General features: G+C 67.8%; 8 protein-coding genes. 7 read left to right on the forward strand and 1 reads right to left on the reverse strand.

The window, feature by feature from the left end:
* The first annotated feature begins 55 nt into the window (after positions 1-55).
* Positions 56-13,111, forward strand: a complete 13,056-nt coding sequence (locus AC3WJI_RS09730) for a filamentous hemagglutinin family protein (protein WP_492757059.1) — start codon at positions 56-58, stop codon at positions 13,109-13,111.
* A 47-nt stretch (positions 13,112-13,158) separates the two neighbouring features.
* The gene (locus AC3WJI_RS09735) at positions 13,159-14,634 is read left to right on the forward strand and encodes a Hint domain-containing protein (RefSeq protein ID WP_492757060.1); all 1,476 of its coding nucleotides are present in this window, start codon (positions 13,159-13,161) and stop codon (positions 14,632-14,634) included.
* Between the two features lie 170 nt (positions 14,635-14,804).
* On the opposite strand, the gene AC3WJI_RS09740 is transcribed toward AC3WJI_RS09735, so the two are convergent.
* Entirely contained in the window at positions 14,805-16,751 is a 1,947-nt protein-coding gene (locus AC3WJI_RS09740) for a type 2 periplasmic-binding domain-containing protein (RefSeq protein WP_492757061.1), read from the reverse strand.
* A 506-nt stretch (positions 16,752-17,257) separates the two neighbouring features.
* Between AC3WJI_RS09740 and AC3WJI_RS09745 the strand changes: the two genes are divergently transcribed.
* The 5 genes from AC3WJI_RS09745 to AC3WJI_RS09765 are packed head-to-tail and all read left to right on the forward strand — an operon-like array spanning position 17,258 to position 21,404.
* On the forward strand, positions 17,258-19,009 hold the full coding sequence (locus AC3WJI_RS09745) for a GspE/PulE family protein (RefSeq protein ID WP_492757062.1): 1,752 nt from the start codon (positions 17,258-17,260) through the stop codon (positions 19,007-19,009).
* 2 nt (positions 19,010-19,011) lie between these two features.
* Positions 19,012-20,220, forward strand: coding sequence for a type II secretion system F family protein (locus AC3WJI_RS09750; protein WP_492757063.1), 1,209 nt, complete (start codon positions 19,012-19,014; stop codon positions 20,218-20,220).
* On the forward strand, positions 20,217-20,636 hold the full coding sequence (gene gspG / locus AC3WJI_RS09755; protein WP_492757064.1) for a type II secretion system major pseudopilin GspG: 420 nt from the start codon (positions 20,217-20,219) through the stop codon (positions 20,634-20,636). The genes AC3WJI_RS09750 and gspG overlap by 4 nt, the downstream gene beginning before the upstream one ends.
* Positions 20,620-21,042 (forward strand): prepilin-type N-terminal cleavage/methylation domain-containing protein, encoded by a 423-nt coding sequence (locus AC3WJI_RS09760; protein WP_492757065.1) that lies wholly within the window; start codon positions 20,620-20,622, stop codon positions 21,040-21,042. Before gspG ends, AC3WJI_RS09760 begins: the two co-directional genes overlap by 17 nt.
* Positions 21,039-21,404, forward strand: a complete 366-nt coding sequence (locus AC3WJI_RS09765; protein WP_492757066.1) for a type IV pilus modification PilV family protein — start codon at positions 21,039-21,041, stop codon at positions 21,402-21,404. The genes AC3WJI_RS09760 and AC3WJI_RS09765 overlap by 4 nt, the downstream gene beginning before the upstream one ends.

Consider the following 21,404-nt stretch of genomic DNA (forward strand, 5'->3'; position numbering starts at 1 on the left):
GCATCTTTTCTTCCTCCGGCGCTGGTTCGCGCCGCCTTTCGCGTGGAGTTCCCCGATGACTTTGCCTCCTTGCCGCGGCCGCGCGATGCTGATGATCGGAGCGAGCCTCGCCACGCTGGCGGCGGGGCTGTCGGCGGCGCCGGTGCAGGCCCAGACCGCGGCGGCGCGGCTTGCGGCACGGGTCGGTGCACCGCGGCCGCAGGTGCAGGCCCCGGGCGCCACGCCGCTGCGCAGCCCGACCGCGCGCGGCGCGCTGGCGCGGCAGCGCGCGACGCTGTCGCGTACCGAGCAGATCCGCAGCCTGATCCTCTCCGCCCGGGTTGCTGCGACCGGCAGTCGGCCGCCGGTGAGCGACGGCCTGGCGGCGGGCGGGCTCGATCCCACCGACACGATCCGCGAAGCGATCGCCGCCGCGCGCGCGGGCGACCCCCAGCGCGCGCAGGTGCTGCTGGTCAGCGCTGGCTTCTCGAACGATGCGACTGGGCTCAAGACTTGGGAGGGGGCGGGGCTGCCGAGCCAGGCGACGGTCGACGGCAAGGTCCAGGTCACGATCGACCAGACGCAGGAACGTGCGCTGCTGTCATGGAACAGCTTCAACATCGGCGCGAACACCACGCTGCAGTTCAATCAGAAGTCCAATGGGGTAGCGCAGCCGGGTTGGGTCGCGGTGAACCGCGTCGCCGATGCCGTGGCGCCGAGCCAGATCCTCGGCAATCTAAAGGCCGACGGCACCGTCATGGTGCTCAATCGCCAGGGTATCCTATTCGGCGCGAGTGCGCAGGTGAACACCCACTCGCTGCTCGCGAGCACGCTCGAGCTCGGCAATGCGATGCGGTTCACGGCGGGATTGGGCACGCCGTTGCGCGCCACGACGATCGCCGAGCGCAACGGCGCCTTCCTGCAGAACGGATTGTTCGGCCCGGCGAACGGCAGCACGGGCAGCACCGGATCGCAGGACGGCGATGTCCCGTTGCTGGTTTCTGCCCTGCTCGAGCCGGGCCAAGGCCCGGTGACGTCGCCGCGCTTCGCAACCCAGGTGGAAGGCGCGATAACCGTCGATTCGGGCGCGCGGCTGACCGCCGGGGCGGGGGGCTTCCTGATGCTCACCGCGCCGGTGATCGAGAGCGCCGGCATTCTTCGCGCGACCGATGGGCAGGTCAGCCTCCAGGCCGGGCGCGCGGTCAGCTATGTCGCGTCGACCGGCGCGGCGACCGATGCCGACCCCAATGTACGCGGCTATCGGCTGAACAGCCTCTCGTATATCGACCCGGCGACAGCGGTCCCGCGGGCGGGCACGCCCGACGACGGCGTGGTGCGCGTTTCGGGGCTGATCGAATCGCGGCGGGGTTATTTGTCGCTCGGCACCGGCGCGTTCGGATCGGTCGACCTAACCGGGATGCTGGCGGCGACCACCAGCGTCTCGCGCAACGGCAAGATCGCGATCCTTTCGGGCAATGTCACGCTGGGCGGCAATGCCGATGCGGCGCGCGCGGCGGGAATCGAGATCCTCGCCGATGCGAGCGGGGAGACGATCCCGATCGGCACCGCGGCCGAGCCGGCGACGTTCAAGGCCTCGCAGATCGAGATCGGGACGCAGCTGCAGTCCGCCAGCCGGCCGTTCGGCGAACGCGTCGCGACCAATTTCACGATGGGCCAGAACGCGGTGATCCTCGCGCCCGGGGCCAATGTGTCAATCGGCGCGACGACCCTGACCGACCCGGTGCCCTACACCGCCTTTCCCGGCAAGGTGGACATCGCCAGCGGCGCGATGATCGACGTCAGCGGGCTCAAGGATGTCCAGCTCGACGCATCGCGCAACGCGATCGAGATCACTCCGGTCAAGCGCAACGAACTGCGCGACACGCCCAATTACCGCGAGGTCGCGCTCGATGGGAATTTCTCGCTGAACGGCGCGACTCTGTTCGTCGATCCGCGCGTGCACGGGGTGCGCGCCGACGGTGTCGCCTGGATCGGATCGCCGCTGATCGAGGCGGGGAGCCTGGCCGGACAGCTTCCCGCCACTGCCGCAGAGTTCATGACCAAGGGCGGCGCGGTAACGCTCGCGACGAACACGCTGCTGGCCACCGCCACGCCCGACGCCGCCAACGCGCCAACGGTGCGGATCGCGCGCGACGCGACGATCGATTTCTCGGGCGGCTGGGTCAGCTATGCCGCGGGAACGGTACGTACCAGCCGGCTGATCGCGAGCGACGGCCGCATCGTCGACATCAGCAAGGCCGATCCCAACGACGTCTATGTCGGCGTCGCCGAGGGCTTTACCGAGATTCAGCCGCGCTTCGGCATCGTACGGTCGCACCTCAACGCGCCGGCAAGCGCGGGCCGCACCGACAGCGCCTATGACGAGGGGCGCGACGCGGGGGCGCTGACGATCGCGGCGCCGGCAGTCTCGATCGACGGGATCTTCCACGGCGACAGCTTCGCGGGGGCGCGGCAAGTCGCCGGCGGCGACCGGCCGAGCCTGCTCGTCCAGCCGGGTGCGCGCGCGCTGCAGGCCAGCGTTTATGAACTGCCGGCGGGCGGCGCGCTCAGCATCGCCAGCATGGGTGATGTGCTCGTTTATCACGGCAGCCGCGGCGCCGCGCAATCGAACGCCGCCGAATTGCTCCTCAACGACGACATGCTGTCGAACGCTGGCCTGTCGCTGCTCGGGCTGACGGCGAGCGGGCAAGTGACCTTCGCCGGCGCGAACGCGACGAGCCTGCAGAGCGCCGCGGCGCTGACGATCGCCGGTCCTTCCAAGGTCGAGCTCGCGCCCGGCGGCGCGCTGCGCGTGACCGCGGGTCGGACGATCCGCTTCGACGGCAGCGTGATCGCCGCATCGGGTTCCATCACCGCCGAGACCCGCGCTACCGTGACGGCCTTTGCCGGCGGCCTCAACGACCCGGGGTCGATCTTCCGCGCGGGCCTGTACGGCACCGGCACCGGCGACGATCTGGTCAGGCTGTTCCCCGAAGGCATGAATTCCGCCAGCCCGCTCGACATCGTGGTCGGCGGCAGCCTGTCGACGGCCGGCCTGTGGGTCAACGATCTCACCGAAGGCGGGATCGCCCGCGGTGGCGCTTTCTCGGACGGCGGCAGCATCAGCCTGACGGTCGCGCCGAGCATCTTCGCGGCGATCGGCACCGACTATGCGACGGCGACCAAGGGCATCGACCTGAGCGGCAGCATCCGCGTGCGCGGCCGGCTCAACGTCGCGTCGGGCGGCTATGCCGACACGGTCGGCGGGCTGGTGCTGGACGGTCGCGGTGGCGACGTCACGCTGCGCAATGCCACGGTATATGCGTCGACCGAAACGACGGGTCGCGGTGTGCTGACCAGTGCGCAGGAGATTTTCAGCGACGCGCCGTTTTATGGGAACAACCAGTCGGTCGATTTCACGTCATTGCCCGCTCAAGGCGATCTTCGGCCACTGCGCTCGGCGATCGTTGTCGATCCGCGTTCCACCGTCGACATCGCCGCGGGGGCGATTCAGGGCTTCGGTTTTGCCGGCGGCGGCCGCTTCACCCTGGTCGCGCCCGATATCAGCTTCGGATCGGAAACTCGGGCCGCAAGTACTCATATCGGGCTGGATTTCTTCCGGACGACGGGCTTCGGCACGCTCGACCTCAGCAGCTATCGGTCGCGCTTCGTTGACGATCTGTTCACTAACGCGCAGGCCGGCAAGTCGGCGTTCCTCGAGACGACGCGATTGGTGGTCGGCGCCGGCGAGACGCTCGACCTGACGCAGTGGGTGTTGCCGTCGATCCTGAGCGCCGCGCAGGCGCAGGCGCTGCGCGGTCTGGCGACCGGTGCCGATGTCACCGCGCAGAATCTGTTCGCGCCGATCAAGCCGAACCAGGTCTGGTATCAGCGCGCGGCCAATCTGGTGCTCGGCGGGCTCACCGAACTCGACATATTGGCCGGCGGGACGATCAGCGGCGCGCCCCAGGCGAGTATCACGGTTTCCAAGCTCTACAATGCCGGGCGGATCGTGCTTCCGGGCGGCAGCATCGTGCAGCGCAACGACTTGCCGGCCCGCTTGATCACGTCGGGCCTGGGGGTACGCGACGCCGCGCTTGGCGGGCGGGGGCTGGCCGACGCGTTCGGCGGGCCGATCGATTCGGCTGGGCGCTTCGCCGAATCGGCCGCGAACGCCGCGGGCATCGTCGACCCCGCCAATACGACACGAGTGCTCACCAATGCGGAACTGGTCTCCCGCGAAGGCGCCGATCGGCTGATCCACTTCCTCGGGCTGGTCGATACGAGCCAGGGGATCGTGCTCGATACCGGCAGCGTCACCGACCTGTCGGGCGTGGCGCTGTTCGATCCGAATGCGGCCTTGCGTCCTAGCGGCGAGCGGATCCGCGCCGGGCGGGTGATCGACGGCGGCAGCATCAGCCTCGCCACGCCGCGCGAAATCACACGACGGACGACCGCCACGCTGACACCGGCCTTCAGTAGCGGGCGGACGCTGGTGCGGCGCGACGGCGCGGCGGTCGACATCAGCGGCGCGAGCGGGATCTACGACCAGGCGCTCGGCCAGGGACTCTATGCGCCCTATCTGGAATGGAGCGCGGGCGGGCGGATCTCGGCTTTGGGCGGCGGTTCGCTCGGCACCGCGCCGATCGACGCGCATGGCGGCGCGGCGAATGCGGAGGGTGGGACGCTCGAATGGCTCCGGCCGACGCTGGGCGTCGGTGCCGGGAAAGCGGGCGCCAATTATCTGACGCCGGACTTGCTCACCGCGAGCGGATTCGACACGCTGATCGCGCGCGGATCGCTGACGCTCGATGGCGATTTCTCGCTCTTCCTGCGCAAGGCGCTGATGGTGACATCGCAGGATCCGACCGGCATCGACGATGTCAATGTCGGCCGGGTCGGGGTCGGCGCGACGGTGGGAACGCGTGCCGATGTCGGCGCCAATTATGTCCGGCTGGCGAGCAGGCTCGCGCTGGCTTCCAATCCGATCCAGACTGTCGGCGATGGCGCGCTGGTGCTACGCGCCGGCGCCCAAGGCTTCGACCTGGTCGGCGCGATCAGCTTCGACCGGTCGCTCGCCGCGACGACTCTCAGCACGCCCGGAGACGTGCGGCTGAGCGGCGTGCTGGGCAATGGCATCACGAATTCCAGACTGACCACCTTGACCGGATCGCTCACGGCCCAAGGTGCGCTCACCATCGACGCGCGTCGCACCTATGCGACCACCGGCACGGGCAATCTGCAGGCGCGCCTGGAGGGCGTGACCGACGGCCTCGCATTGCCCTACGACATCCGCTCGCTGCAGAGCATCCGCTTCGGCAACACCTATCTCGATGCCAATGCACCTGCGCCGCTCTCGGCGGGGACCTATTTGCGGGTGCTGGCGCCGACGATCGTCCAGGACGGTTATCTCGCCGCGCCGCTCGGGCTGCTCGAGATAGGCGACGCCACGACCCAGTCGATCCGCTTCGGCGCGGGCAGCGTGACCACCGTATCGGGCGCCGGGCTCAATGTGCCCTATGGCACGACCACCGACTTGATCGAATATTTCTCGCCGGCGCTTCCCACGCCGATCACGCGCATCCCGACCGGGCAATTGCAACTCACCGCGGGCACGATCGTGCAGGACGGCGGCGCGCGGATCGACGGGCGCGGCGGCGGCGACTTGTTCGCCTATGAGTTTCAGTCGGGGGTCGGCGGATCGCGCGACGTGCTCGATCGGATCAATCGCGATGCGTTCAGCAGCAACGGGTATGACCGCGCGACGGGGCAGGGCTATCTTTATCCCGACCAGCGCCAGGTGTTCGCATTGGTGCCGGTCGAGCAAGCGAGCCGGATTGCGCTCTACGATCTCGAATATTCGCGCGATTACGGCCGTGCCGGTCCGATCGATCTCTATGGCGCGCAGGCTGGGTTGAGCGTCCGCCTCGACGCTGCGCCGGGCGTCGCCGCGGGCGAATATCTGCTGCTCCCTGCCAAATATGCGATGTCGATTCCTGGCGCGTTGCGGCTCGTCGAGACCGGCGACGCCGTCACGCCGCTGCCGGGGACGAGCGCCACGCTGCTCGACGGCAGCGTGATCGTCGGCGGCAGCTATGGCTATGCCGGCACCGGGATCGGCGAATCGACGCGCCATTCCTTCACGATCCAATCGAAGGATGTGTTCGGCAAATATTCGTCGATCAAGACGACGAGCGGCTCGGCCTATATCGCCGACAAGGCGGACAAAGCCGGGATCGCGCGGCCGCGTATCCCGCTCGATGCGGCGCGGGTGGTGCTGAGCCCGCTCAGCGAGCTGCGGCTGGCGGGGGTATTCGACACGCGCGCCGGCGCGGGCGGGCGGGGCAGCGAGTTCGACCTGATCGGGACGAATATCGTCGTCGCCGCGGCCGGTGCGGCAGCGACCCCCGGTGCGGTGATGATCGCCGATTCGGCGCTCGCCCAGCTCAACGCGGCGAGCCTGCTGATCGGCGGGCGGCGCAGCGACGCGGCGGACGGCACCACCGCGCTGGCAGTGACCGCGCGATCGATCACCGTTGCGAGCGGCGCGACGCTGCAGGCGCCCGAATTGCTGCTGGCGGTCGCGGGCGCGGGCTCGCAGGTCACGCTTGCCGACGGCGCGGTGCTGCGCGCGGTCGGCGATGCGGGCGTAGCGGCGGGCAGCGACTTCTCGGTTGCGGGCGGCGGATCGCTGGTGCGGCTGTCGAGCGGCGACGAGCGGCTGGTGACGCGTACCGGCGCCAGCGATTCGACGATCGCGATTGGCGCGGCGTCGCTCAGCGGAAACGCGCTCACGCTCGATACCAGCGGTTCGCTAGCCGTGGCGGAGCGCGCGACGATCGCGGTGCCGCTGATCGCCCTGAGCGGCCAGGCGATCGCGTTCGACGACAATGCGGCAGGAACGCCGGGCGCGATCGGCGCCTCGCTCGAAGCCAAGCTCGCCGCCGCATCGCGACTGACGATCCGCTCGCCAGGGGCGGTGCGCTTCTCGCAGGGCACGCACCGGTTCAACGATCTGGTGCTCGACACCGCCGCGATCGCCGCGACCTCGGCGGCGACGGGGACGGTGACGCTCCAGGCGCGCGACGTCCGAATCGCCAATTCGGGCGCAGCGTCGGACGGCTGCAGCGTCGCGGGATTCTGCGGCGCTGCGAGCGCACTGGCGATCGACGCGCGAACGGTGCGGCTGGGCGCGAACGACGTACGCGCCGCAGGCTTCGCCGATGCGGTGACGGTAGCAGGCGTGAGCGGGATCTATGTCGAGGCGAAGGGCAGCTTCTCGGGCGACGTGGCCGACCTGACGCTGCGCGCGCCATTCCTCGCCGATCGCTCCGATGTCACCGATCCGCGCGGGCAGAAGGTGCGCGCCGACTACACGCTGCTGACTAGCGGCGACTTCGCCCTGGTCGCGCCGACGGGAGCCGTGGCCGCGCCCGAGGGCAATGTCGCGCCGGGTGCGCGGATCGCGATCGGTACGATCGACGCGCGGGTCGCCTCGGCGCGGATCGAAGGCGCACTGGTGCGGGCGACGGCAGGAATCATCGACGTACAAGCGCAGGGCGACGTGACGCTCGCCGGCGCGACGCTGTCGGCGCCGGGCTATCAGGCGGTGTTCGGCGACGCTGCCGATCCGGTTACGGTCTCGGCGGGGGGCGGCACGATCAACCTGCTCAGCCGCAGCGGCAATCTAGCCACCGATGCGCGCTCGACCCTGGTCAGCGACAGCGGCACGGGCAGCGCCGGACGGCTCAACCTTCTCGCGGGTAACGGTACCTTGGTGCTGGACGCCGTGATCAACCCGAATGCGCAGGGCGCGCGTGACGGCAACGTCGCGCTCGACGCCGGCAAGTCGGCGTTCGACCTGGGCGGGTTCGCGACGCGTTACGGGCGGCTGTTCGGTGGCGAAGTGGAGATACGCTCGGGGGCGGGCGACCTTGTGCTCGCGGCAGGGCAGAAGCTGCGGAGCGGTGCGGTCACCCTTGTCGCCGATGGAGGCACGATCCAGATCGGCGGGACGATCGACACCTCCGGCGCGAGCATCGTCGGGCTTTCGGCGGATGTGGCGCGAAAGGCGAAGGTCGACGGTGGCGATATCGCATTGTGGGGGGCGGGCGGCGTGAGCCTTGCCGCGACCGCGTTGCTTGACACGCACACCAGCGGCTATGCCGATGGCGACACGCGGCCGGCCTCGGCGGGCGATGTGACGATAGGGATCGCGCGCAGCGACGCTGCGATCACGATCGCGCAGGGCGCGGTGATCGACGTCGGCGCGCGGCGCACACAGGCGGCGCTCGCGGCGGGCGAGAGTGGCGCGCGGTTGATCCCCGAGATCATCACCAATCCGTCGACCGGCGCTCCGGTGAACGTCTATCGCCATGCCGCACCCGATGTCGGCGGGACGGTGCATTTCCGCGCGCCTGTGATCGGCGCGGCGCAGGACAAGGTGGCGCTGAGCCAGCGCGGCACGATCCTCGGCGCCGACAGCGTTCAGCTCGAGGCGTTTCAGCGCTATGATCTCGACGCGCTGGCGGCGAGCGGGCTCTATTCGGGGCTGACCCGCACCGCTGACGGCACGCTGGCGCTGAGCTTCGCGGCCAATGCGGCGAACAGCGGCGGCAAGCGCAATCCGTTCACCGAGGATTTCCTCCTCGCCGACGGCCGCGAGTCGTTCGTGCGCTTCATCCAGGGGTTCGGCGTGTCGACGCTCGACGGCAGCGGCCTCGACGGCATGCGGTTGCGCCCGGGCATCGAGCTCGATGCGGCGGGGGCGGTGCGCACCGATACCCAGTGGAACCTGGCGGCGGCGCAATTCACTCCGGCGCAGCTTCAGGCCGCGGTCGACGCGGGCGTGCTGCGCGTGCTTCCCGAGCTCGGCACCAATCCGGCGACCGGCCAGCCTTATTACGCGGTCAACCCGGGGCGCGAGGGCGAATTGCTCGAGCGCCACGCCGACTTCCTTTACCGCGTCGGCGGCTCCGCGCGGGGCGAGGCGCCGGTCGTGACCTTGCGCGCGGGCGGGGCGCTGACGGTCAATCGCAGCATCAGCGACGGCTTCTTCACTTTCCGCGACAAGTCCGACCCGGCCTATGTCAGCTACCAGCTCGGCGGCGGCAACCGCGCTTATGCACCGGCGGTCCAAGCGACCTGCGGCACTAACAACGCCAATTGCGGCACGGTGGTCAGCTATCCGGACGGCGTCACGCGCACGCCGACCGCGGCGCAGACGCTGACGATCGCGCTCAACGCTGCGGCGCAGCAGGGCGACCTGCTTTCGGGCGCGCCCTTCGTCAATTCGCCGCTGGCGCTCGCCGGTAACGGCGCCGCAGCCGGCGGCGAGGGCAGCGACTCGCTGGGCTTCGCCGAGCTGTTCCCGTTGCTTTCGGACCAGAACGCGATGCGTTCGTCGGACCTGCGTCTGGTCGCGGGCGCGGGGACGGCGCTGTCTGCCAATCCGCTCCAGGTCGATCGCGCGCGGGCGGCCGACCTGCGCGTCGCCGGCGAATATGCTTATAGCCTGACCGCGACCGGGACGGTGAGCTTCGCCGGCGAGCTCCAGTTCCAGCTGCGCCAGGGCACCAACAACCTCAATCTCGACCTGGATGAGCTCGTCGACACGAGCGAGACGGCGAGCGGCGTCAATGCGCTCACCGCCGATTCCTACACCGCGCTCAACTGGGGAACCGCGACCACCGGGCTGAGCGCTGATGCGCGTGCGGCGGCGCAGCGTTACTTTGCCGGCAAGGGCTATCGCTTCGTCGGAGCGGCGAACGCGCCGTCGGGGATCATCGCACCCCTGGGCGAGGTGACCGCCTTCCTGCAATCGTTCGAGCCGACCTATCAGGCCGGGCTCGCCAGTGGACGGACCGGCTACACCGCCAATCGCACGCCGACCCTGCTGAGCTATGGCGCGGGGGATCTGGCCAAGGCGTTCGTCCGCACCGAGATCCGCACCGGAGACGGCGCGATCGCGCTGGCGGCGGCGCGCGATGTCGACCTGCGGACGACGTCGGATCCGGTCTATCGGACCGAGACCGGCCTGAGCCAGGCGGCGCCGAACTACGGCGCCACCAACCAGGTCGCGCAGGTCGGTGGCAGCGCGGTCTACACCGCGGGCGTTCGCATCGCGCCGGTCGACATACACGCGCGCATTCTGGGCGGCGGTCTGGTCACGCTGACCCCCGACAGCCCCTATCTGGCGCTCCGGCCCGAGCGCGTGAATTTCATTCCCTCGCCCAAGGGCCTTTCCGACACGATCGCCGTACTCGCCCAGGGGGGCGGCGATGTTTCGATCGAGGCGGGCCGTGACGTGCTGGGCCGACGTGACGTGTGGAGCGAATATTTCCTCAACCAGGGCCGCGCGCCCGCCGGCGGCTCGATTCCGTCGCGCGATCCCGCGGTGGTCGGGCTGCAGAGCCAGCGCTGGCGAACGGGAATCGTCGGTATCGACACCGAGATCGGGATCGCGCCTTCCCTGTTCTCGTCAGGTGCGGGGGCGCTGGCGGGCGGCGATGTCAGCGTGACAGCGGGCCGCGACGTGCGGGAGCTGATTGTCGCGCTCGACAGCGGCGTGACAACCACGTCCAGCGCAGCGGGTACGGCGATGCTGACCCTGGGCAACGGCAATCTTTCGCTGTTCGCAGGACGCGACATCGCTGCGGGACGCTACGACGTCGCCGTGGGCAGAGCGGACATCCATGCCGATCGCGACGTCACTGCGTTCGGCACGGAGGCGATCCCCGGCGCAGTGCCGCAGAATCTGCGTATCCGCATCACCGACGCGGTGGTCGATCTCTCGGCGCGGGGCTCGGCGACGATCGCCAGCGTATCCTCGCTCGGCGTCAATCCGGTCGCGGTCGAAGACCCCACTTCGCTCGGCTTCTACAGTCCGGGAGCGCTTTTCAGCCTCACCGCCAACGGTACCGCCGCGCTCGCACAGACGGCAACCCAGGTGGGCGGATCGACCGACACCCGCGATTTTGGGCAGGCGCTCGAAAGCGTTTCACCGCGCCGTTACCTGCAAGTGCTCCCGCCATCGTTCGAGATTACCGCGATGTCGGGCAGCGTCGCGCTGACCCCGGGGATGTCGCATCTGCTCTACCCGTCGCCGATCGGCCAATTGCGCCTGTTCAGCGCCGGCGACATCGATCAGCTGGTCATCGCGATGTCGGACGCTGAGTCGACGATACTCGGCGGCGCTTTCAGCGACCGCAACACCAAGCTGCCCTACGAGATCCCGTACGTCACCGCGGCGGATACCGACAGCCGGCTGCGCCAGCAGCATAATCGCTTCACCACCCACTTGAACGATCCCGAGCCGGTGCGAATCTACAGCAATGGCGACATTCTCGGCTCGGCGATCTACCTGCCCAAGCAGGCGCGGATCACCGCGGGCGGCGACATCGTCGACATGTATTTCCTCGGCCAAAACGTGCTGACCTCGGACGTCACTCGGATACGCGCCGGGGGCGACATATTGGGCACGGTTCGACAGGGCGCGCAAAATCCCTATGTCCGCTCGAACAACTTCATCCTCGGCGGTCCGGGCACGCTGATCGTCGAGGCCGGGCGCGACCTGGGGCCGTTCGTAACTTCGGCCAACATCTTCTCGAGCCAGGTGAACCTCACGTTCAGCAACGCGGGCGGCATCCGCACGGTCGGCTCTGATTACAATCCCTGGCTGGGCGACACGGGCGCGGCGCTCAGCGTGCGCTTCGGCATGGCGGCCGGCGCCGATTATGCCGGGCTGCGCGATCTCTACCTGGCGCCTGGGGGGCAGGACAGGCTCGACGGCGATCTGTTCGAGCAAGTGACCGACGCGTTCGGCAATCGCTCGCCCGATCGCACGCGGCCGATCTACGCGCCGCTGCTCGCCGAATGGCTGCAGGCGAACGCCCCGCAGGCCTTTGCCACGATCTTCGGCGGCCAGACGTTCGCGGACAGCGACGCCGGCCACGCGGCGCGCGCTCAGGCGGCCTATGGCAAATTCGCCGAACTCTATGCCGCCTTCACCAAGGTCGATCCACTGCGCCAGCAGGATTTCCTGATCAACCAGCTCTATTTCAACGAGATCGAGCAGGTCGGCAATCCGGACGGCGCATCCTATCAGCAATATGTCCGCGGCTATCGCGCCGTGCAGGCGCTGTTCCCCTCGCGCTTGGGCTATACCGACAATCTCGCGCTCTACACGACCGACCCGGCGACGGTCTCTGCCGACCATCCGCTCGGCGAGCCGGTGCGGATCGTGGCCAATGGCCAGCCCCAGGCGGCCGCGCGGGTGCACACCGGCGATGTCGACCTGCGGCTCGCCACGCTGCAGACCGGGCGCGGCGGCAGCCTCAATATCCTCGGCCCGGGGGGCGACGTCATCGCCGGATCCGTGGTGCGCACCTCCGAGCAGGCGAACAGGCGGGGCACCGCCCTTTCCGCGATCAATGTCGGTCTCCCACCGTACCTCGAGGCAGGATATCTGAGCGAACGGATAGGCAACGGCTTCCAATCGGTGCCGCTCGGCTATGAAGGCGTGCTGACGCTGCGGGGCGGCGCGGTGCGATCGTTCACCGACGGCGACTTCATCCTCAACCAGAGCCGCGTCTTCACCCAGGCGGGCGGCGACATCGTGATGTGGTCGTCCAACGGCAACCTCAACGCCGGCCAGGGGCCGAAAAGCGCGTCGAACTTCCCGCCGATCACCGTGCGGTTCGACTGGAACGGCCTGGGCGAAGTCAACAGTGCGGGCAGCGTCGCCGGCGCGGGCATCGGCACGTTCCGGTCGAGCCTGCTCGATCCGCCGTCGGACGTGGTGCTGATCGCGCCGGTCGGCGAAGTCGATGCGGGCGACGCGGGCGTGCGCGCTTCGGGCAATGTCGTGGTCGCGGCGGCGCGGGTCGCCAATGCCGACAATTTCAGCGCCGCGGGTGACATCACCGGCGTGCCGAGCGCGGCGATCACCGCCACGCCGGTAACGCCGGCGGACGCCAATTCGGCGATTGCCGCCATGGCCGCCGACGCCGCCCAGGCCAACCGTAACACCGATGCCAATCGCCGCTCGATCATCACCGTCGATGTGTTGGGCCCGGCGAGCGACGGAATTTGCGAGGATCCCAAGCGCAGCGACGATCCGGATTGCCGGTAAAGAAGATACGCGAATGTAAAATTTATCGATAATATGGGAGAAATCACATGCCGCTATCAAATATAAATGATGCGACGCCATTGATTGGGTTGGTAATATCCGGTCAAAATCTCTACGGATTGCAGGTAGATGATAGTGAATTTAATGAAACATTGAGTGGGTATCGCTATAATGACGGAACTGCATCATTTTTTATATCTGGCCAGGGTACTGGATACTCAAGCATAAAAATTACGTCTTCGACTTTTGACAACAACATAACATTATCTAGCGGTTCGGGCACAGCTGCTGGCGTTATTATCGGCGTAGATTTTATAGATAGTAATGGGGCGGCATTTCCTGCTGAGTTCGCCATAGTTGCTCAAGATGAAAAGGGCATATTTATCACGCCGGTGAGTGTGGATACCAGTACTGGTGCCCATTCGATCAATACTGGCCAAAATCCGTTCTATCTAGCTCAAGGGTCAACTGGCGCACTACCTATCGATACGCGAGTAGACGGGACATTCGAATTCGATCCCGCTCCCTTTCAGGCGGAGGGGCTGGCTTGCTTCGTGGCAGGTACGCGTATAGCCACTGCGCGCGGTATAGTTGCGATCGAAGGCCTGCGCGCGAATGACTTGGTGCAAACTTTGTCCGGAGCAGTACGTTCTGTAAAGTGGCTCGCGATGTCGCTAAATTATCCCTCCCGACACCCGCGTCCGTGGGAAGTGCATCCGGTGTGCATTCGCGCCGACGCGTTCGGTATGGGACTGCCCGAGCGCGACCTGCGTGTCTCGCCTGGCCATGCCATCTATGTCGACGGCGTATTGATTCCGGCGGGATATCTGATCAACGGCGCTACCATCGTCCAGGAGCAGGTGGAGCAGGTCCGCTACTATCATGTCGAGCTTGGCAGCCATGACGTGATCCTGGCCGAGGGCTTGCCGTGCGAGAGCTATCTCGATGACGGCAACCGCAGCAGCTTCGCTAATGCGGCTGAATTCACCGAAGTGCATGGTCGCCTCGATCCGCGGAGTTGGGACGAGGCATGTGCCCCGATGGTCGCAGCGGGGCCGCAATTGGTGGAAGTGCAGCAGCGGCTTCACGCTCAGGCTGAGGCGCTGGGCTGGGTCAAGTCCGATGACCCGGCGCTGCGTCTGATCGCCGAAGGCCAGGAGATCGCGCCGCTGCATCAGGCGGGCAACCGCTTCTGGTTCGCGGCGCCGGCGGTCGATGCGCTGACGCTGCGCTCGAACAGCAACGTGCTGGGCCAGATGATGCCGGGTCTCGGCGACGACCGCCGGCTTGGCGTCGCGCTCGCCGAACTGCGCATCGACGGCGTGCCGATGGCGCTTGAGGACGAACGGTTGGCTGAGGGCTTCTACCCGCTCGAGCGGCACGAACAGCATGCGTGGCGCTGGACCAACGGCAGCGCTGGTCTGACGCTGAAGCTGGCCGCGCCAGCGATGATCGAGGTCACCCTGGCGATGGTCGTTCCGAACTGGACTCGCCAGGCGCCCGAGTTGCGCGTCGTCGCCTGACTTCGATCCTCGTATGAAATGGCGGCCGCCCGGGCGATGGTCCGGGCGGGGGGCCCGTTTCTTTTAGCGAATATACGACCTTTCGACGGTCTTGCTGCGCATGAAGGCCATGAAAAAAGCGGCCCTGGATTGCTCCAGGGCCGCCGAGTTGCGTGCAGCTTTCGATCGGTTCAGGCGCCGGCGAGGCCGGTGCAGACCGTTGCATTGGTCGTGGTGGTCGCAGCGCGGCTCGGGCTGTTCTGGATCCAGAGATTCAGAGTGCCCAATGCCGTGGAGCCACCAGCCGCATCGACCTGGGTCGAGTTGCGGAGGAAGGTCTGGCTGATGGCATTGCGCCATGCGAGCGGCACCGCACCGATGTTCGAACGATCGAGCAGGCCGGGGGTCGTGCCGCCGATGCCGATGAACATGTTTGCATTCTGGGGTAGAGCGGCACCGTTCTCGTCGTTCGAGTAGACGCCCAGATTATGACCAATGAACTCGACCATGTTCCGGCGATTGTTCGTCGCGTAGCACTGGTGACCCAGGAACTGCACGGTGCCGGTGATCGGATAGCCCGCGCCCGGATCGGCGAGGGTGCTGCCCGCTGCATACATCACGTCATACCAAGCGAGCGGATTGGTGCGGGTGGCAGCGATGTTGGCGCCGCCTGCAGGATTGCGAACCAAACGGGTGTCGCCCGTCTGCCATGCGCCCGCCGAGTCCGATTCCGGCGGCGTGATCGAGCCGAAGGCCGACGTGGCCTGCGGACCCTCCGGCATCACCCAGGTGGTGGCGCTGACATTGGGGTTCTGCAGCGCGGCGGCGAACAGCGGTGCCGATGCGGCCGAGTCGGAGCCGGCGATGAAGTCCGAACCGATATAGCCGATCTTGCCGTTGAGCAGGACGTTGCTCGCGGTCGGCGAGGCATAGTCCGGTGCGAAGCGGATCGCGTCACGAACGCGGCCGCTGCCGTCGGCGAGCAGATAGAGACCGCTGCCGGCCGCGCCCGTCGGGTTCGACGGAAGGCCCGTCTGCGAGCCCGCCGGAGGCGTTAGCGTGACGATCCCGGTGCCGTCGTAATACTGGTTGCCGATCGAGTTGGTCGTGCCGGCAACCGGCTGGGTCGAGCTGGGCGAAGCGCCGGTATCCGCACGGACGTTCTTATAGTCGGGCACGTTCGCGCCGGGGGTACGGTCGTAGGGCAGCGTCTCGGCGTTGACGGCGTACTTGTTGGTCAGGCCGGAGATGTTGCACTGTGCGGCGAGCGCGCGGGTGAAGATGTCGGTCGTGCCCGAACGGTCCATGCGGCCGACGAGGCGGACCGGAACGCCGTCGGCATTCCAGCGCGTGGTGCTGTCGTCGACGTCACGCAGCGAAGTGCCGCCATTGTCGGCGGTGAACGCTGCGTCGTTGAAGTTGACGATCGCGCCGTTGAACACCTTGCAATAGGTGTCGCGGCTCATCCGCAGGCCACCCGCGGCGACGCCGTTGATGGTGCGCGGCGAAGTGACGCGGAAGGTGAAGTCCTGCGGTGCGAGCGGGTTAGTGTCGCGGCCATAGACCGGGTCATAGGCCACGCCGACCGGGAGCACGTACTTCGGGAACTGGATCGGCTTGCCGCCGAAGGTCGACGCGCCCGTCGTGGCGTTGTTGTACGCCTGGATGTCCGAAGGCGCAGCGCCGCCGTCGGAGAAGGCGAACTGGACGTGGCTCCAGCTGGCAGTGGTGTCGAGCGCATTGTTGACGAACGGGTTCTGGACGGTCGCCGAGAACTGGTAGCTGTTCAGGCGCCAGGCCTGACGGCCGAAGCCCGAACCGGTCGCGATGTAGCGTGCCGCGAAGTTGTGCTGGATCTCGCGGCCGCCGGCGGCGGTCTCGTCGCAGTTGAACGCGACCGAATAAGGCGGCGAAGCGAAGTTCATCTCGGGAACGGTCGACAGCGCACCGGTCGAGACGCCGAGCTGCTGGTGGTCGCCGATGCAGTTGGTTTCCTGCACGACGACGTTCTGGATCGACGTGGCGCCGGCGCCGCGCAGATAGGTGTCGGTAGGGGCGGGCAGGCTCTGGCCATAGGCCGCGGTGGCCATGGCGCTGCTGGCGATCGTCGCCAGAAGCATGACGTTGAAACGCTTCATGTTCGTCTCCTGTTGATCTGAACTTGGGCTTCCGTGCTGTGTCGGTCTGGTCTAGGCGCAGTCCGTCCTTCGCCATCCGCAGGGATGACGTTGATTACGACCTTTTGTTGATGCGCGGCGCAGTTCGAAGCCTATCGGTCCGTTAAAGTCCCATTTGCTTCAGACGTGCATCGCTTGATGCGTCATGAACTATACTTGACGTGTTCAACACAAAACTGCGTATCGATAATGTACAATTATCGATTTTGCTAAGGTCGGTTGCGACTCGACGTTGATCCGACAACATATTGCTATCGAGTCGTAATTACAGAATTATGATAGCGTCGAAAGTTCGACAAAATATCGAAAAAAACGAAAGATCAAATTTCGGGTTTCTAAATATCGCCCTAATCAAAAGAACGATATATCTGAAACTATACTGTAGTAAACCACAGCTATGCCCAGCCTGTTCGTTGGCGATTATCAGGCGACTCCCGGTGGGAAGTCCGGCCAAGGGAAAGGCGGCGATGGTGGGAACTATCACCGAGGCGGCGGAACGGATTGAAGGTTCCTGTCACAATGCGGCGCGCGGTCCCGCAGGGGAGGGCGGTGCCGCGCCCGTGCCGGTCGACCTCCCGACGTTGCTGCGATCGCGTGGGTTGCTCGCCGAGGAAGCGCTGCAGCGCGCATTGCTGATCGAGCTCGAGACCGGCGAGCGACTCGATGCAGTCATCACGCGGCTCGGGCTGCTGTCCGAGGACCGGCTGGTGGCCGAGATGAGCGCGGCGACTGGGCTGCGTGTGATCGATGCCGCGGCGATGCCCTCGTCCGCAGCGGCGGGTCCCGAGCTCTCGCCGGCCTTCCTGCGCGACGTCCGCGCAGTGCCCATCCTAGCCGGACCCGACGAAGTCCGCATCGCGGTGTGCGACCCGTTCGACAAGTTCGTGACGATGGCGCTGGGGTTCCGGTTCGGCCGCCCGGTCACGCGCGTCCTCGCCCGCTCGAGCGACATCGATGCCGCGATCGAGCGGCTCTACCGCGCGCAGCCGCTAGAGGCCGAGGCGGAAGTCGAGATCGCTGACGAGGATCTCGAGCGGATGAAGGATCTGGTGAGCGACGCGCCGGTGATCCGCGCGGTCAATCGCATGATCGCCCGCGCCGCCGACGAGCGCGCCTCCGATATCCATGTCGAGCCCGACGATGACGGGCTCGCGGTGCGCTTCCGCATTGACGGGATGCTGCGCGATGCGGGGCGGCTGCCGCCGGCGATGCGCGCGTCGCTGGTCTCGCGGATCAAAGTGATGGCGGGGCTCAACATCGCCGAGCGCCGGCTGCCGCAGGACGGGCGGTTGCGGATTGCGGTGCGGGGACATGAAGTCGATCTACGTGTAGCGACCGCGCCTTCGATTCACGGCGAGAGCGTGGTGATGCGCATCCTCGACCGTTCGAAGCTCGCGCTCGATTTCGGCGCGCTCGGGTTCGACGCTACGCTGGCCGGGCGAATCCGCGAGGCCGTCGCGCGCCCGCACGGCATCGTGCTGGTCACCGGCCCCACCGGCAGCGGCAAGACCACCACGCTCTACGCCGCGCTCGCCGAGCTCAACACGCCCGAGCGCAAGCTGCTGACCGTCGAGGATCCGATCGAATACCGGCTGCCCGGCGTGATCCAGACCCAGGTCAACCCCGTGATCGGCTTCACCTTCGGCGCGGCACTACGCTCGTTCCTCCGCCAGGATCCCGACGTGATGATGGTCGGTGAAATCCGCGACACCGAGACCGCGCAGATCGCCGTCCAGGCGGCACTGACCGGGCACATGATCCTGTCGACCCTGCATACCAACACCGCCGCGGGCGCGGTCTCGCGGCTGCTCGACATGGGCGTCGAGCCGTTCCTGCTGGGATCGGTGCTGGTCGGCGTGCTCGCCCAGCGGCTGGTGCGCCGGCTCTGCCCCGATTGCCGCGTGCCGTACGATGTCGCGGACGGGGTGCCCGACGAGCTCGCGGCGATCCTGGCGGCGCAGCATATCCGCCGGCTCCACCGCGCCGAGGGCTGCGCGCGCTGCGGCGGCAGCGGCTATGCCGGGCGGATCGCGTTGCTCGAATTCCTCCGCGTCGACGACCAGGTCGCGCGGCTGGTGCTCCACCGCGCCGACACCGCCGAGATCGTCGCGGCCGGCATCGCGGGCGGGATGCGCAGCCTCGCCGAGGATGGCGTCGCCAAGGCCGGAGCGGGGCTGACCACGATCGAGGAAGTGCTCCGCGTGGCGAGGGGCGACTGACCATGGCGAGCTTCCGCTACCGCGCGGTCGCGCGCGACGGATCGTCGCTGGCGGGCGAGATCGAGGCCGTGGACACTGCCCAGGCGGCGGCGAGCCTGCGCCGCACCGGTGCGACGCCGCTCGAACTGGTGGTCGCGCCGCGCCGTCCGGCTCGCCCCCGCCGGTTGCGCGGCGGCGCTCGGCTGGCCGCGGCGACGACGATCTCCGAGCTCGCGGTGCTGCTCAATGCCGGGCTGCAGCTCGACCGCGCGCTCGCGCTTTCGATCGAGAATGTAGAGGACAAGGCGGTTGCCGGCCATCTCGCCGAGATCTTGCGCCAGGTGCGCGAAGGCGTGCCGCTGTCGCAGGCGATGGCCGACAAGCCCGAACTCTTCGCGCCCGCATCGGTGGCGATGGCCGAGGCGGGCGAGGCCAATGGCCGGCTGGGCGCGGCGCTCGCGCGGCTGTCGGGCGCGCTCGAGCAGGAGGCCGAGCTGCGGCGGCTGGTGGTCTCGTCGATGATCTATCCGATCGCGCTGCTGGTGATTGCAGTGGGCGTCGTGCTGCTGATGCTGCTGTTCGTCGTCCCGCAGTTCGAGAGCATGTTCGAATCGACCACGCAGGCGTTGCCGACCGCGACGGTGGTGGTGATGCAAGCGAGCCGGCTGCTGCGCGAGCATGGGCTGTTGCTGCTGCTCGGCATCGCGCTGGCGACTGCGGCCGCGGCGATGGCGGGGCGGCAGCCGGGGGTGCGGTTGGCGCGCGACCGCGTCGTACTGCGATTGCCCTTGCTCGGCGAGCTGGTGCGGCGCGTCGACACTGCGCGCTTCGCCCGCACGCTGGGCGCGCTGATCGAAGGCGAGGTCTCGCTTCCCGCCGCAGTGCTGCTCGCGCAGCGCACGCTATCGAACCAGGTCCTGGCGCGCGCCGTCGCCGAGGTCGCCGACGGCGTGAAGAAAGGTGGCGGGCTGACCGCGCCGCTCGCCGCCGCCGGGGTGCTGCCGCGGCTGGCGATCGGCTTTCTGCGCACCGGCGAGGAAACGTCGCAGCTCGGCATGATGCTGACGCGGCTCGCCGACGTTCTAGAACGCGACATCCGTACCCGCATCGAGCGGCTGATCGGCATCCTGACTCCGGCGATCACCGTGGTGCTCGGCGCGACGGTGGCGTCGATCATCGCCGCGATCATGTCGGCAATCCTTGGCTTCAACGATCTGGCGGTGGCATCATGAGGAAAGACGCGGACGATACTGGCTTCACCCTGCTGGAATTGCTGGTGGTGCTGGCTATCCTGGGACTGCTCGCGGCGATCGTCGGGCCGCAGGTGATCAAATATCTCGACAGCTCGAAGACCCAGACCGCACGGGTCCAGGCGAAGAACGTCGCCGCCGCGCTCAATCTCTTCAAGCTCGACGCATCGCGCTACCCGACTCAGGAGGAGGGGCTCAACGCGCTGCTCAAGGCGCCGGCCAACGTGCCCAATTGGAACGGCCCTTATCTCCCCGAGGCCAAGGCGATCATCGATCCCTGGTCGCGGCCCTATCTGCTGCGCGTGCCGGGAGAGCATGGCGAGGTTGATGTCTTCTCGCTCGGATCTGACGGCGCACCGGGCGGCACCGGCGAGGCGCGGGATGTCGGCAATTGGTAGGCGCGCGCAGGATGGCGGCTTCACGCTGCTCGAGATGCTCGTCGTGCTGGCGATCCTCGCCTTGCTGTCGGGCATTGCGTTCCCGGCGGTGGAAAAGGCGATGCGCGGCCAGGACTTTGCCGACGCGGCGATGCAGGTCGAGCTCGGGCTGCGATCGGCGCGCGCCGCGGCGTTCCGCGGCGAGGCCGGAATCCGCTTCGACATCGCCCGTGACGGCCATGGCTTCGCGTTCGCGGGCACGGAGAGCCGCGTGAGCGATAACTGCACGATCGCGGGGCCGGCGCGCGGCATCCGCTTCCACGCCGACGGCAGCGCCGAGGGCGGGAGCGTGACGCTCGTCGATGGCGTGCGCCGCCGCGGCTGGACGATCGACGCGGCAACCGGCCGGATCGAGCGCGCGCAATGAGCCGGCGCCGCGCCGAGGGGTTCAGCCTGGTCGAGGCGCTGGTGTCGCTGGCGGTGATCGCGGCAATGACCGGATTGTTCTTCGACAGCGTCGGGGTCAGCGGCTTCATGGGCCAGAGCCTGGCGCGGCGGCGCGAGGCGGTGATGCTCGCGCAATCGCTGCTCGACCAGGCGCAGGTGCCTATGCCGCTGAGCGCCCGCGGCGAGGCGGGAAGCTGGCACGGCCTCGACTGGCGCGTGACGCGCCAGCCACGCGGCGGCGGCGCGCGCGCGAGTGGTCCGCCGCTCGAACTGGTGCGGATCGAAGTGGCCGAGCGCGGGCGCCGGCTGGCGAGCGTCCAGACGCTGCGGCTGAAGCGCTGA

It is taken from the genome of Sphingomonas sp. FW306-1B-B10E (assembly GCF_058782005.1).

Bases quoted from the DNA above. Each gene is read 5' to 3' on its own strand.
- AC3WJI_RS09730 (WP_492757059.1), top strand. From the start codon at position 56: ATGACTTTGCCTCCTTGCCGCGGCCGCGCGATGCTGATGATCGGAGCG.
- AC3WJI_RS09735 (WP_492757060.1), top strand. From the start codon at position 13,159: ATGCCGCTATCAAATATAAATGATGCGACGCCATTGATTGGGTTGGTA.
- AC3WJI_RS09740 (WP_492757061.1), bottom strand. From the start codon at position 16,751: ATGAAGCGTTTCAACGTCATGCTTCTGGCGACGATCGCCAGCAGCGCC.
- AC3WJI_RS09745 (WP_492757062.1), top strand. From the start codon at position 17,258: ATGGTGGGAACTATCACCGAGGCGGCGGAACGGATTGAAGGTTCCTGT.
- AC3WJI_RS09750 (WP_492757063.1), top strand. From the start codon at position 19,012: ATGGCGAGCTTCCGCTACCGCGCGGTCGCGCGCGACGGATCGTCGCTG.
- gspG (WP_492757064.1), top strand. From the start codon at position 20,217: ATGAGGAAAGACGCGGACGATACTGGCTTCACCCTGCTGGAATTGCTG.
- AC3WJI_RS09760 (WP_492757065.1), top strand. From the start codon at position 20,620: ATGTCGGCAATTGGTAGGCGCGCGCAGGATGGCGGCTTCACGCTGCTC.
- AC3WJI_RS09765 (WP_492757066.1), top strand. From the start codon at position 21,039: ATGAGCCGGCGCCGCGCCGAGGGGTTCAGCCTGGTCGAGGCGCTGGTG.